7 protein-coding genes are annotated in these 14,872 nt (G+C 50.2%); all 7 read left to right on the top strand.

All coding sequences use genetic code 11. The annotated features are described in order from the left end of the window. Positions 1-28: 28 nt before the first annotated feature. The 7 genes from Q3C19_RS12915 to Q3C19_RS12945 all read left to right on the top strand — a co-directional run bounded on the left by Q3C19_RS12915 (position 29) and on the right by Q3C19_RS12945 (position 14,867). Positions 29-1,666 (top strand): DUF6562 domain-containing protein, encoded by a 1,638-nt coding sequence (locus tag Q3C19_RS12915; protein WP_302729794.1) that lies wholly within the window; start codon positions 29-31, stop codon positions 1,664-1,666. A gap of 182 nt (positions 1,667-1,848) precedes the next feature. Continuing rightward, positions 1,849-2,316, top strand: a complete 468-nt coding sequence (locus Q3C19_RS12920) for an HU family DNA-binding protein (RefSeq protein ID WP_022163226.1) — start codon at positions 1,849-1,851, stop codon at positions 2,314-2,316. Positions 2,317-2,492: 176 nt separating this feature from the next. Further along, entirely contained in the window at positions 2,493-5,027 is a 2,535-nt protein-coding gene (locus Q3C19_RS12925; protein WP_302729796.1) for a DUF4962 domain-containing protein, read from the top strand. Positions 5,028-5,109: 82 nt separating this feature from the next. Next, the gene (hepC, locus tag Q3C19_RS12930; RefSeq protein WP_022163224.1) at positions 5,110-7,113 is read left to right on the top strand and encodes a heparin-sulfate lyase HepC; all 2,004 of its coding nucleotides are present in this window, start codon (positions 5,110-5,112) and stop codon (positions 7,111-7,113) included. 123 nt (positions 7,114-7,236) lie between these two features. After that, positions 7,237-10,443, top strand: a complete 3,207-nt coding sequence (locus tag Q3C19_RS12935) for a TonB-dependent receptor (RefSeq protein WP_302729798.1) — start codon at positions 7,237-7,239, stop codon at positions 10,441-10,443. A 22-nt stretch (positions 10,444-10,465) separates the two neighbouring features. After that, positions 10,466-12,151 carry a RagB/SusD family nutrient uptake outer membrane protein gene (locus Q3C19_RS12940; RefSeq protein ID WP_302729800.1) on the top strand — a complete coding sequence of 562 codons (1,686 nt, stop codon included), beginning with the start codon at positions 10,466-10,468 and terminating at the stop codon, positions 12,149-12,151. A 517-nt stretch (positions 12,152-12,668) separates the two neighbouring features. Continuing rightward, complete coding sequence (locus tag Q3C19_RS12945) at positions 12,669-14,867, top strand: DNA topoisomerase 3 (protein ID WP_302729802.1); 2,199 nt, start codon at positions 12,669-12,671, stop codon at positions 14,865-14,867. Positions 14,868-14,872 lie beyond the last annotated feature (5 nt).

The raw sequence follows: 14,872 nt of genomic DNA on the forward strand, positions 1-14,872 counted from the left end.
TATATACAAATAAAACTTTTAAGTAACCATGAAAAAGAACTTTTTCTATTCAGTGATGGCTGTGTTCACCCTGCTCTTTATGGCAGCGTGCAGTCAGGAGGAAATCATTTCCAGCAATGAAACCAACGGCGGTAAAGTCGTTCTCTCAGTGAATGTAAGCGGTGCCACACCCGATACGCGTGCAGTGGCTGATGTACAGGGATATGTGATGCGTTGCATCATGGAAGCAGTGGACAGCGAAGGGACAGTCATCGAAGGCACCCGCATGGTGCAGCCCGTGACTGCCGGAAAGGCTACCTTTGAGTTTGAAAAGAATGCCGATGCTGCCCAGTATCTGTTCTGGGCCGACTATGTGGCCGGTGACGACTATACGTCTACTTCGACCACCATCTATAAGGCCGATGCTTTGACCAACATTACCTATCGTTTGAACAAAACCAACGACTTGTTCAACAATCCTGCCGCCGATGCCTTCTGCGCAGCCGTGGAAACCGGCGATTTGTCAGGTAGCGTTACCTTGAAGCGTCCCTTCACTCGCATTGCCGTGAAGACTGCTGACGTGGAAGCATTGGGCCTGACGGGTCTTACTCGCATCAATCCTAATCTCTATGCAGGAGCCGGATTCAACGTTGCTACGGGAAAGGCTACTACAAAGGGACAGCTTCAGGCTACTGTCGATAGCTACGTGCCTGTGTTGACTGATGGTGAGTTTGCTTTCTATTGCTATGTGCTGGCTACTGTAGCCGAAGAAGACCGTACTTCTACTATCACTTTCAGCAATGAAGACGGAACCTCTACCAAGAGTATCCAGCTTACTTCTGACCAAATGAAGAGCCTTCAAAGTAACACTAGTGTCAGCCTGAAGCCGAGTGAAGAACCGGGCGATGACAAAATTAAGGTGGAAGTTGTGATAGATGATGCCTTCGAGGGTGAAGAAACTGACCCCGAAGAACCCCAGCCGGCAGGCGAACTGAAGGTAGGCGCCTATATCAATGCTCAGGGCGAAGTGGTGGCTGAGGCAACAGATGCTGTGGCTGTGGTGTTTTCCATGGCAATATCAGGTACCGATGATACTTCTGCCAGCTATGGCGAAAGCTATGCGACCAAGACTATCAAGGCTTATGCAGTGGCATTGGGCAATGCAACGCCTCGCATAAATCTGACGGCCTCCGATGTAGAAGCATTTCCGACTCTGACCGCGTCGGCCACTACTTTCCAAGGTTTCACAGCCACGGATTATCTGCTGAATTCCGCCACAGGCGTTTGCAAGGACTTTACAGGTGGTGTTTATACCAAATACAATGAATGGCTGGCGAGCAACCCCGTTGCAGGTGCTAACATCAGTTCCTGGTATATCCCAACCTATAAGCAGCTGGAGGTGTTGACTGGAAAAATCTTTGGTGAAGAGGCCGATGCCGAACTTGCCAAAATCGTGACTCCACAAAGCTTCTTGACCAATCCTGGCAGTGATGCAGCCGTTGCTTCAAACGGATGGTATCTGTTGTCGAGTACCATCAACTCGGGTCTTAAATTCTCTGTATTTACCATTGGAAATGGCAATGTTGCAGCAGCCGAGGCTTCAGCATATACGTGTCAGGCTGGCCAGGCCGATGCAGCCTATAGCACCAGAGGCTTTATCCGCCCGATGCTGACCATCTTCGAATAACTTCCCCCCCCTCGAAGCCTTGCCGACGACACGGCGTCTCGTATCCTACGGACCGCCGTCTGGTGCCTAACGGGTCGCCGTATCGTACCCTACGGGTCGCCGTGTCGTCGATTACTATAGAATGACACAGAAAACCAAATGTTTAACTGCCTCTTCTGCAAGAGGTGAAAATCTGAAAGACTATGGCATATTTCAAACCCAAACAATTGAAATCCAACGGCAAGTACTATCCTTACGCCGTTATTACCGACCGTCCTATGGAGACGGATGAACTGGTGGAACAAATCATGGAAATGTCTACCGTACACAAGGCCGACGTGCTGGCTGTGCTGTCGGTGCTGCCCAGTGTCATGGCGCGTGGCATGAACGCCGGTCGCAGCGTCCATCTGCAGGACATCGGTTTCTTCCGCTACACCATTGCCGCACGCAAGGGCGGGCAGGACACGCCCGACAAGGTGACCGCCGAGGACATCGAATTGACTCGCATCCGCTTCACCCCCGAAACCCATTATACGCAGGGCCGTGCTGTGACGCGTAACCTGGCTCCCGCCAGCGTGCGTTGGACGCGTTGGAATGGCGAAGAAAAAAGCGCAACAGGCGGAACCGGCAGTGGCGGAAGCGAAGAGGAGGGCGGAAGTCCGCTCGGATAGCCGCAATTCCTGACCTGAACTATTCTATTTCTCTATATTCCAGTATTTCCATTCACTACAGAATTATACGGATTTTTACAGATGCTTGTTTATAATAACGGAACTTCGATTGGATAATCTGTAGTAATTCGTGTAATCTCTGTAGTGATTGGGTACATTTTTCTTATAGTATGATCATGAAACATGTCTTTCTCATAGCCCTTCTTTTCTCTTTGGCCGCTTGTACGTCTGATTCGCTTCCTCCGACCGACGAACCACAGGAAGTACCCGCTGTCGAGGTTCCTGATGCCTATCGCGACAAGATACGCACACAGCCTTATCCGAAGGCCGATAACGAGCTGATGATTAACCCGGCTCCCCTCATAGTGCCCCAAAGCCAGAAGACGGGCGAGATGCTGGAGTTTGCCCTTTCGTCTAGCGCATCGTTCAATACGTCTGAGACCCTTGTTTCCACTTTGCAGACGGGATGCTTCTTCAATCCCCACCGCGTTCTAAAGGCGGGCACATGGTACTGGCGCTTTCGCTCTTGTGCCGCCGATGGGACAGTCGCAAGTGAATGGAGTGAGGCCATCGCTTTCGAGGTAACAGGTGACGAAGCTGTGTTTGTCACCCCTTCCTTTGCCGATTTTGTTTGCAACGCGCCGCGTGATTATCCGCGTCTGTATTGTTTTCTGGCTCCTCGTATTGACGAGGCGCGTCGTAAAGTGGCTTCCCATTCCGAATATAAGGCTTTGTTGACACGCGCGGCAACAGCTTTAGACACCAATTATCAGGCTTTGGGCGATCTTTGTTCCCAGGCATCTGTCTTGAAGGCACAGGCTTTTTGGCTCTATCAGGCAGCCTACCTCACGCTCCAGTCGTGCTATGCGGACAAGCTGCACGAAATGTTGGAGGCATTTTGCATGGCTTCTCCATCCGACGGGCAGTTGTTTGCCGACAATTTCACCTCGTCCGATGTGGCTATATGTTGCCTTTTGGCTTACGACTTGCTTCACGACAGACTTGACCCGGCAGAACGTTCGGCAGCCGAAGAGTTGCTGATGCGTGTCTTGCGCCGTTATTATAAAGAAAACTTGGGTTATCAGGAAAATCATATATTTGACAATCATTTTTGGCAGCAGAACATGCGTACTTACTTCCAGATAGCCTTCTTGCTTTACGACCATCCGGTTTATGGCAGTGAAGTGTTACCTATGCTGGAATACTATTATGAGCTGTGGACGGCCCGTGCTCCGGCCGGTGGTTTCAATCTTGATGGTCTGTGGCACAACGGAACGGGCTATTTCCCGGCCAATGTTCATACACTGGCTTATATGCCGGCTTTGCTTTCCTATGTGGCTCGTTTCGACTTCCTTGGGCATCCTTGGTATCGTGCTTCCGGCCAGGCCTTGGTTTATAGCTTCCCGCCTCATTCGGCCAGCAATGGTTTTGGCGATGCCAGCGAGCAGGGCGACACCCCTAACCGGCTAACAGCTGCCTTTGCCGATTATTTGGCTCGCGAAACTGGCGATGCTTATGCGGGCTGGTATGCCGCCGAGTGTGCCGACCTGGTGGCTCAGGACTATGAGCTGCGCCTTTACCGCATGTGTGCCGACCGCACTTACGATACGGTTTTCCCCGCCGATGCGTCCAAAATGTTGTGGTATGAGGATACGGGCGAAGTGGCCATGCACAGTCATCCGGGGAGTACGGATGATGATTTGGCTTTATCGTTCCGTTCCAGCACATTCGGTTCGGGTAGTCATACAACGGCCAGCCAGAATGCGTTCAATCTGCTCTATGAGGGGCAGCCCGTTTATCGCAGTACTGGTTATTATCAGAATTTCAGCGATGCCCACAACCTGATGTCCTATCGTCATAGCCGTGCGCACAATACGCTGTTGGTCAATGGTATAGGACAGCCCTATTCCACGAAAGGATATGGCAGCGTAGTCCGTGCCTTGGGAGGCAGTCATATCAGTTATTGCTTGGGCGATGCTTCACATGCTTATTGTGGCGTGTCCGATGACCCCATGTGGGTCTCTGCTTTCGAGCAGGCTGGTATTAGCCAGACACCGGAAAATGGTTTCGGTGACACTCCGTTGAATTGCTATCGGAGGCATGTATTGATGTTGCATCCAGACATATTGCTTGTTTACGATGAGTTGGAGGCTTCCGAGCCTGTGCGTTGGGAGTGGTTGTTGCATAGCCCGGTGCGTTTCAGCATCGACGAAGAACAACAGATGCTCACTACAGCTGGAGCCGATGGCAGTTATGTGGCGGTGACGCAGTTGTTTTGTGGAGAGCCGTTCAGTTTGAGTCAGACGGACCGGTTCCGAGTGCCGCCCGCACAGATTACGACCGCTACGCCCAATCAGTGGCACCTCACTGCTACGGTGGAAGGCAGTAGTGCAGCGCGTTTTCTGGCTGTCGTTCGGGTGGGGCATACGGGTGCCGATATACCTTTGTTGCGCAGCACTGGCAATCACATCTTTGAGGTGGGCGACTGGAACATACGCGCCGTGCTCGATGCCTCGCAACCGGCCGCGCTGGAGGTGACTCACGATGCCGTTCCCGTGGTGTTCAGCCTGGGGACAGACAATCCGCAGATTGGTGGCACACCTTACATGCGTCGCTATGCCTCTTCTTCCGTACTCTACGATGAAACCGACGGTGTGTGGCAGGTGCAGGAAGCGGTAGACAAAACGCCTGTCATGACACGGAACAGGTGATGGGGGATGAAACAAATGACACGGATGAAATAATGTGATGAACTTATAAATAAATGATAGTAATTATTGTAACTTCAAATTAATGAAACGTATATATGCTTTACTGCTTGCTTTGCCGTTAACCTTTATGGTTCTTCAGGCTCAGTCGTTGAACAAGGAAGCTTTTGCACTGCTCAACTTGGATTATCCGGGGTTGGAGCAGGTGAAGGAAGCTTACGGTCGCGGAAACTGGAAGAAAGCCGCTCAAGCTCTGTTGGACTATTTTCGGCAACGTGCCGGTGTGGTTTATCCGGCTTTGGATTTGAATAAAGTGACTCTCAGTCCCACCGAGCGGAAGTGGGCTGATGAGGCCCTGGAGCACACATTCTTTGTGCATACCGGTTATCAACCGTCCTTCAACTACGGCAAGGATATTGATTGGAAATACTGGCCGGTGCGCGACAACGAATTGCGCTGGCAGCTTCATCGTCATAAATGGTTCATTCCCATGGGTAAGGCTTACCGGGTGACGGGTGATGAGAAGTATGCTCGCGAATGGGTATTGCAGTACGTGGACTGGATTCGTAAGAACCCGTTGGTGAAGATAAATCCCGATTTGTATGAGCTGGCCGATGTGGACAGTGTGAAGGGCGAAGTCGAAAACGTGCGTTTTGCTTGGCGTCCGCTGGAGACGGGTATTCGCTTGAAAGACCAGATAGATCAGTTCCTGCTGTTCCTTCCTTCCCGGTATTTCACGCCTGCATTCCTTACGGAGTTTTTGGTGAACTATCACAAGCATGCCGTGCACGTTCAGGAAAACTATTCTGCCGAGGGCAATCATTTGTTGTTCGAGGCCCAGTACGTGCTCAATGCAGGTATCTTCTTTCCCGAATTTGCCGAAGCCTCCCGGTGGCGTCAGAGTGGCATAGATGTTCTGAACCGTGAAATCAGGAAGCAGGTCTATGCCGACGGTGGACAGTATGAACTTGATTTGGGATACCATGCTGCGGCTATTGACATATTTAGCCAGGCACTATCCATGGCCGATGCTAATGGCTTTCGTGAGGATTTTCCCGACTCATATGTTGAGACCATTCACCAGATGATGCACTTCTACCTGAACACCCTGTTTCCCGACTATACTGTTCCCTGTTTTAGCGACGGAAGGCGGTCGGCTCCCTACAGTTTTGTCAAGAGTTTTAAGAGATGGTCTGCCCAGTTCCCTGATGATGAGCAGTTGCGCTACTTTGCTACGCAGGGCAAGGAAGGGCGGTGTCCCATTCATCTGTCGTATGCTTCGCCTGTCACTGGTTTCTTCACCTTACGCAACGGGTGGAAGGAAGATGCTACGGTGATGGTGCTCAAGGCTGGTCCGAAGGGAGAATGGCATTGTCAGCCGGACAACGGTACCTTTGAATTGTGGTCGGGCGGAAAGAACCTCTTTCCCGACTCGGGCTGCTATGTGTTCGGAGGCGATGAGGAAGTGTGGAAACAGCGTAACTGGTTTCGGCAGACTGCTGTACACAACACGCTGACGCTCGACAACCGCAATCTGGAGACAACCCAATCTGTCACCCGCCTGTGGAAGGCGGAGGGTGATACTCGGATATTGGTAACAGAGAATCCAGGATATTCCGGTTTGCTTCACCGACGTTCGGTGTTCTTTGTCAGAGGCAGTTACTTCGTGTTGGTGGACGAGGCTATCGGTCCGGCAACAGGTACGGTAAACCTGCACTATCAGTTGTGCGACGGGGCAGTGGAGGTCAGTCGCGAACAAAACCGCCTGACTACCCACTACGATGGTGAGAGCAATGTGCGGTTGCAGTGCTTCTCGGCTCATCCGATGGAGATGGTAGAGGAGGAAGGATGGTACTCAGTGGCTTATCGCGAACGCATTCGCCGTCCGGCATTCTCTTTCAATGTAAAGAAGAACGATGAAAACCCTGTTCGTTATGTCACCGTTATCTGCCCGCGCAAGCAGGCGGATAACACAACCATTCATGCTTCACTTGCTGAAGCTGGTGATGGCCGCATCGTGGTAGAAGTTGAGGTGGATGGGCAGAAAGATAGACTGTATTACAATCTTGCTGGTGCCGAACAATATTAAACAAAGCATATTTATAAAAGCATTCAAAAGAAATAGAGGGCGTTTGTCGGGCTTTTCTTTAATCTTTTTTGAATGTCAGCATGGAAATAATTCATTTAAAATTCTATTAATATTTAAACAACAATGAGAAATCTTATCTTAGCTTTGCTGTTGGTGGTAGGCATCACCGGTCTTCGTGCGCAAAGCCTGACCGTCACCGGTAGAGTGATGGACAATGAAAATTTGGAAGTGATAGGCGGAAACGTCAGCCTCAAAGGTGCGGCGGGCGTGGGCACCATCACCGATATGAACGGAAACTACACCATAACCGTCAATGATGCCAAGAAAGACGTATTGGTGTTTTCTTACATCGGTATGAAAACCATAGAAGTGCCTGTGAAGGGACGTAGTAAGATTGATGTGACGCTGGAGGCTGACAACCAGTTGCTTGAAGAAGTGGTTGTTGTGGGCTATGCTACTGTGAAGCGCAAGGACCTGACCGGTTCCGTAGCCTCTATCAAGAGTGAGGATCTAATGAAAGTGCCCACTTCGGATGCTACACAGGCATTGGCCGGACGCATGGCGGGTGTGCAGATTGTACAGACCGACGGTCAGCCGGGTGCAGAGGCTTCCATTCGTGTGCGTGGCGGCATCTCCATTACTCAGAGCAATGAGCCTCTTTATGTGATAGATGGTTTCCCCACAGAGGACGGTATGTCCAGCCTCGACCCCGCCGACATTGAGAGCATCGACGTGCTGAAGGACGCTTCTGCCACCGCCATCTACGGTGCCCGGGGTGCCAACGGTGTGGTACTCATCACGACCAAGAGTGGCAAGAGCATGGAGGGCAAAGGACAGGTGACGTTTGACGCCTATGTGGGCTTCCGCAAGCTTGCCAACAAGCTCGACGTGCTGAGTACCGAAGAGTTTGTGCTGGCCGACTATGAACGCACCGTGGGGCTGACCTCCACCCCCGAAGAAACCATGACCGCCTGGCAGAACCGCTACGGCAGCTTCCTGGAACTGCACGAAAACTATGGCAACCGTCCCGGCATTGACTGGCTGGACGAAACCATGGGACGCACCACGCTGACGCAGAACTACCGTGTAGGCGTGAACGGTGGCAGCGAAGCGGTGAAGTACAACCTGGCCTATAGCTACAACAAGGATGAGGGAGCCATGGTATACAGCGGCAGCGAGCGCCACAACATTACTCTGGGTGTGAACGGCAAGGTGAACGACAAACTCAGCGTTACTGCACGCATCAACTTCGACTATCGTAGTATTTACGGAGCAGGCGTGGCAGGCAACGGTACTAACGAAGGCGGCAGCAACACGGATGCCCGCTTCAACAAGATGGCACAGATTCTGCAATACCGTCCTACTATCGGCATTAAGGGCAGCGATGACGAACTGCTGATGGGTGAAGATCCGCTGCTGACCGATGAGGCCGGCAATGTGATGCAGAATCCGTTGATAAACGCAGCTGAAGAAAAAGACGACCGCGAAATCCGCACGCTACAGGCTAATGGCGGATTGACCTATAAAATAATGAAGGGGTTGACTTTTCGCAACAACACCGGTATGCGTTACCGTACGCAACGCCGCGAGCTGTTTTATGGCGACCAGTCCATCATGGGACGCCGTAACGGTACTTATGGCTCTATCCGTAATACGGAAGATGGCAGTTTTCAGACCTCGAACGTGCTGACTTACGAAACCCGTTTCCAGAAAGCGCACAAGCTGACCGCCCAACTGGGGCAGGAGTATGTGCACCGTTGGGAACGTTATGTTCACACCGAGGTTAGTAATTTGCCTACCGATGACTTCCAGTTGGATGACATGGGTATCGGTACACCTTCGGCGTCTGATTCTTATCTGAATGATGATGATAACCTGCTCTCTTTCTTCGCCCGTGTCAACTATGACTATAAGGACAAGTACCTGCTGAGTGCTACTCTGCGTGCCGACGGCTCGTCCAAGTTCAGTGCCGACAACAAGTGGGGCATTTTCCCTGCCGTATCTGCCGCCTGGCGTCTGGGTGAGGAGGAATTCATCAAGAAGCTCAATATCTTCTCCGACCTGAAGTTCCGCATCGGTTACGGTTTGGCAGGAAACAACCGCATAGGCAGCTATAACAGTCTGGCACTGTTCAGTTCCGTGCTTACTGCCATGGGCGATGCTCTGGTGCCGGGTTATGCTTCGAGTGTCATTCCGAATAAAGACCTGAAGTGGGAGGCCAACAAGACGTTCAACATGGGTTTCGACTTCGGTTTCTTGGAACAGCGCATTACCGTTTCGCCCGAGTTCTATATCAACCGTAGTAGCGACTTGTTGCTGAGCACCCGTCTGCCCATGTCGTCGGGCTATGAAACGATGATGGTCAATGCCGGCGAGACAAAGAATGTGGGTATCGACCTGACTGTCAATACGCAGAATATCGTTACGAAGGACTTCTCGTGGAATACTACGCTGACCTTCTCGCACAACAAGAACACCGTTGAGGCATTGACCGGTGAGGAGGTGCAGCTGTTCGAGGCTAAGTTCGGCTACAATCAGAATACTCACCGCTTGGCTGTGGGCGAACCCATCGGCCAGTTCTATGGCTTTATCACCGATGGACTCTATCAGGTAGACGACTTCGACTACGCCCCCACTACCAAAACCTACACCCTGAAGGACGGTGTGGCATGCTATGGCAACCGCAACACAGTGCAGCCGGGCGACTGGAAGTTCCGCAACATGGACGGAAACGACGTGATAGACGAGAACGACAAGACGGTCATAGGCAATGCCTCGCCTAAGTTTTATGGCGGTTTGAACAACAACTTCGCCTACAAAGGGTTCGACCTAAGTATATTCTTCACCTTCAGCTATGGCAATGAAGTACTGAATGCCACTAAGTTGGTGACAAGCAAGGTGGGACGCGAAAATTACAATGCCCTGAATGTGATGAACAGCCACAACCGCTGGATGACCATCAACGACCGAGGCGAACGGGTGACCGACCCTGCCGAACTGGCTGCTATGAACCAAGGTAAGAGTGTTGCTTCCTGGCATGACAATCAGGAGGGTAACAAATACATTCATTCGTGGGCAGTGGAAGATGCTTCTTTCCTGCGCTTGAGCAACGTGACTTTGGGCTATACGTTTCCTAAACAGTTGATAAAGAAAATAAAGCTGAGCAACCTGCGTGTGTATGCCACCGGCAACAATCTCTTCACATGGACACCCTACACAGGCTTCGACCCCGAAGTGAACAACATGCGTAGCCCGCTGACTCCCGGTGTGGACTTCGGTTCCTATCCACGTAGCCGTTCTTTCATTTTCGGTGTAAACATCGCATTCTAACTTCAATAAATAAATGATAGCAATGAAAAAATACACATTATTATATATAGCATTTGCTCTGCTGGCTGTTTCGTTCACATCGTGCGAGGATATGCTGACAGAGACCCCAAATTCGAGTTATGACAAGGACGGCTTCTTCAGTACGGAGGCCAAGGCCGAAATGGCCGTCTTGGGTATCTACAATTCTATTTCAGACTATCGCCACTATGGCTGGTACGAAATGGCATCCATGGCATCGGACGATACATATTATTTGGCCCGCACCGGTTCGGACAATCAGATTAAGGATATGGTGCACTACACGGTGAACCCCACCAACGAATGGGTCAGAATGCTTTGGCTGTTGAAGTACCAGGGCATTGACCGGGCTAATATGGCTATTGACGGCATAGAGAATATGTCCGCCTATGCTGACAGTCAGAAACTGAAAGCACTCGATGCCGAAGCCCGTTTCCTGCGTGCCTTCCTAGCTTTCGATTTGGTAAAGAGTTGGGGTGATGTGCCTTTCAAGACTTCCTACTCGGCCAGTTACGATGAGGCATTCGGTGCCCGAGTGAGCCGTGAGGAAATCTACGATCAGATTATTGCTGACTTGGACTTTGCTAAGAATAACCTGGACTGGGCTACGGCTTCGTCCAGTCCAGAACGGGTGACGCAAGGTGCCGCTCGTGCTCTGCTGATGCGTGTTTATTTGCAACGTGCCGGTTATAGCTTACAGTTAGATGGAAAACTGTCGTGTCCCGATGAAAGTACCCGTAAAACGTATTTTGAAGCAGCCCTTACAGAGTGGGATGCTTTTCAGGCAAATGGTTACCATGGCTTCTATGAAGGTGGTTATGAAGCTCTTTTCAAAGGCTTTTCTGAAGGTGTGCTTAATAGTAAGGAGAGTCTGTTCGAAATTTCGTTCTATCACCAGCAAGGCAGTCGTAACGGGGGCGCATGGGGCATTTACAACGGTCCGCTGGTGGCCGAACCTACGGGGATTGCTTCTTCTGAATCAGCCAACTATATGGGGAGAGCCAACGGTTTTTTTATTACTGTGCCTGAGTGGAAGAACTTTTTTGAGGAAGGCGATGTGCGTCGCGATGTGAGTATCTGTACTTATCGTTTTGCTTGGAAAAACAAGCAGCATGTAAAGGAAGAACGCGGTGCCGGTTCTTGGTATCCAGGTAAGTGGCGTAGAGAATGGATGGCTCCTGAAAGCCGTAACAAAAATATGAACTATGGTGACGTGAACTATTGTGTCTTGCGCTATGCCGATGTAGTGTTGATGGCAGCGGAAGCCTACAACGAAGTGGGAAAGACAGAACAGGCTTGGATGTTGTTAAATAGTGTACGTCAACGTGCTGGAGCCACTTCTTATACATCGGCCAACTACGATCAACTGATGGCTGTCCGCAAAAAAACACATGATCTGCCTTTCATTACTGACGGTGATGAACAGGGACGTTTTCGCACGGCTCTTTATTGGGAGCGTGGCTTTGAATTATCTTTTGAAGGACAGCGTAAATTTGACCTCATTCGCTGGGGGGTGTTGGCCGATGCTCTGAAACTTTTCGGTGAGAATAGTTCGGTGAACAAGAAGGAAAACAAACCTTATCCTGCTTACCAAAACTTTGTCAGCGGCAAACATGAGTTGTTGCCCATTCCTTTGGTCGAATTGCAGAGTAATCCGAAGTTAGAGGCTAAAAATAATCCGGGGTATTGATCGAATTACCTAATTTAATGCCTTGCTATCTTTGGCCCCGGTACTTCGGTTGCCAAGGCTGCTTGCCAGATTCTGGAGATCTTGATGGATGAAGAATAATTCATTGATTTAATCGTTAAAGAAGGGCGGGATGTATTTACATTTCCGCCCTTTTTCTTAATCAATGTTATTCTGGATATTTTTTAGGTATTATATTTGCAAAAACCAAAGATATTATTATCTTTGCAGCATGTTTTTCATAGTATTAGATTTAAAATTAACAAAGGTTGGGCTCGGCGGAGCCCTTTTTTTATGCAGGTAAACGGGCATTAAAATTTATGCGTTTGTGGGGGAATGGTGATAATACGTTTGTTTCATTATCAGATAGCTGTAATTTATTTCCCAGTTGGAGAAATATTTTTCCCCAGTTGGGTAAAAATATTCCCTCAGTTGGAGGCTACGAATTTTCCAGTTCTTCGTTTTTTCATTCCTTATTAAATCTGTATCTTTGCCCGACTAAAAAACAACTGAAGAAGTAATGATAGTTTGCATAGCCGAGAAACCTTCTGTGGCACGTGATATTGCCGACGTGCTGGGAGCAAGGGATAAAAAAGACGGATATATCGAAGGAAACGGATATCAGGTGACGTGGACATTCGGCCATCTTTGTACCTTGAAAGAGCCGCACGAATACACGCCCGACTGGAAATCGTGGAGATTGGAGTATCTGCCTATGATTCCTCCCCGTTTTGGCATCAAGCTTATCAGTAATCCTACTTACGAACGTCAGTTTCATGTCATTGAAGGTCTGATGCAGAAGGCCGATATGATCATCAATTGTGGTGATGCCGGCCAGGAAGGTGAACTTATCCAACGCTGGGTGATGCAGAAGGCTGGTGCCCGGTGCCCGGTGAAACGCCTTTGGATATCGTCGCTTACCGAGGAGGCCATCCGTGAAGGATTTGCCAAACTACGCGATGCTGCCGATTTTCAACCGTTGTACGAAGCCGGCCTGAGTCGTGCCATTGGCGACTGGCTGTTGGGCATGAATGCTACACGCCTGTATACGATGAAGTACGGTCAGAATGGTCAGGTCCTCTCCATCGGGCGGGTACAGACTCCTACGTTGGCGCTTATTGTGAATCGTCAGCTCGAAATCCAACATTTTGTCCCCAAACAGTATTGGGTTCTCAATACCGTTTATCGCGACACGTCCTTTTCTGCTCTTATCCGCAAGAGTGATGAAGAACTGGCTTTGGAGGCCGAAAAGCAGCAAGAAGCTATTGCGGCCGGTAAGAAGCCTAAGAAAGAGGAAGAAAACCGTGGCATTGACCCCATTACCGACCGTGTACGGGGTGAGGAATTACTGGCACGTATTAAGGACGAGCCTTTTACTGTCACTTCTGTCACCAAGAAAGAAGGTCGGGAAGCTCCGCTTCGTCTGTTCGATTTGACTTCGCTGCAAGTAGAGTGTAACAAGAAGTTCGCTTACTCGGCCGATGACACCCTGAAGACTATCCAGTCTCTTTACGAGAAAAAGATAACGACTTATCCTCGTGTAGATACGACCTTCCTGAGTGACGATATTTATCCCAAATGTCCTTCTATCCTGAAAGGTTTACGAGGTTATGAAACACTGACGGCGCCGCTGGAAGGTACCACTCTGATCAAGTCGAAAAAAGTATTCGACAATTCGAAAGTGACAGACCATCATGCCATTATTCCTACCGGTCAGCCGCCTGTCAACCTGACTGACCTGGAGCGGCGTGTGTTCGACCTCATAGCCCGTCGGTTTATTGCCGTCTTCTATCCCGATTGTCGTTTTTCTACTACTACAGTTATGGGCGAGACAGGAGGTATTGAGTTCAAGACTTCGGGTAAACAGATATTGGATCCGGGGTGGAGGGTGGTATTCAATTACAACGCTTCGGCACAAGACAATAATGATGAAGGGACAAAGGATAGCAGCGATGAAGACCGGGTACTTCCGGCTTTTGTCAAAGGAGAAAGTGGACCTCATGTACCTGAATTGGTCGAGAAGTGGACACAGCCTCCACGTCCGTATACCGAGGCTACGCTGTTGCGGGCTATGGAGACTGCCGGAAAACTGGTGGATAACGATGAACTGCGCGATGCTCTGAAGGAGAATGGCATAGGACGTCCTTCTACACGTGCGGCCATCATCGAGACTTTGTTCAAGCGTAACTATATCCGGAAAGAAAAGAAAAATCTGATTGCTACTCCTACGGGGGTAGAGCTGATACAGACCATTCACGAGGAACTGCTGAAGAGTGCCGAACTGACTGGTATCTGGGAAAAGAAACTGCGCGAGATAGAACGTCGTACCTATAATGCGGCTCAATTCTTGGAAGAACTGAAGCAGATGGTTGCCGAGATTGTGGCCAGCGTCTTGGCCGATCGCAGTAATCGGCGTATTACCGTGCAGACTCCTTCTGTGGAAAAAGCGGGACGCGCGGTGAAGTCTGCTGCTGCTTCTGAGGCGAAGCCGAAAAAGGAAACCGGAAAGCGAGCTCCTCGCAAGAAGAAGGCAGATGCTGCGGCTGCCGTTTCTCCTGCAGCAGCTACTACGACTGTGGCTACACCTGTCGCTACTGCTACCGACGAGTTGGTGGGTACTCCTTGTCCGCTCTGTGGCAAAGGAACCGTTATAAAAGGAAAGACTGCTTATGGCTGTTCGGAATGGCGTAACGGATGCAGTTTCCGAAAACCTTTCTAACACTG

Source organism: Bacteroides sp. ET489 (genome assembly GCF_030518095.1).
Lineage (GTDB): Bacteria > Bacteroidota > Bacteroidia > Bacteroidales > Bacteroidaceae > Bacteroides > Bacteroides ndongoniae.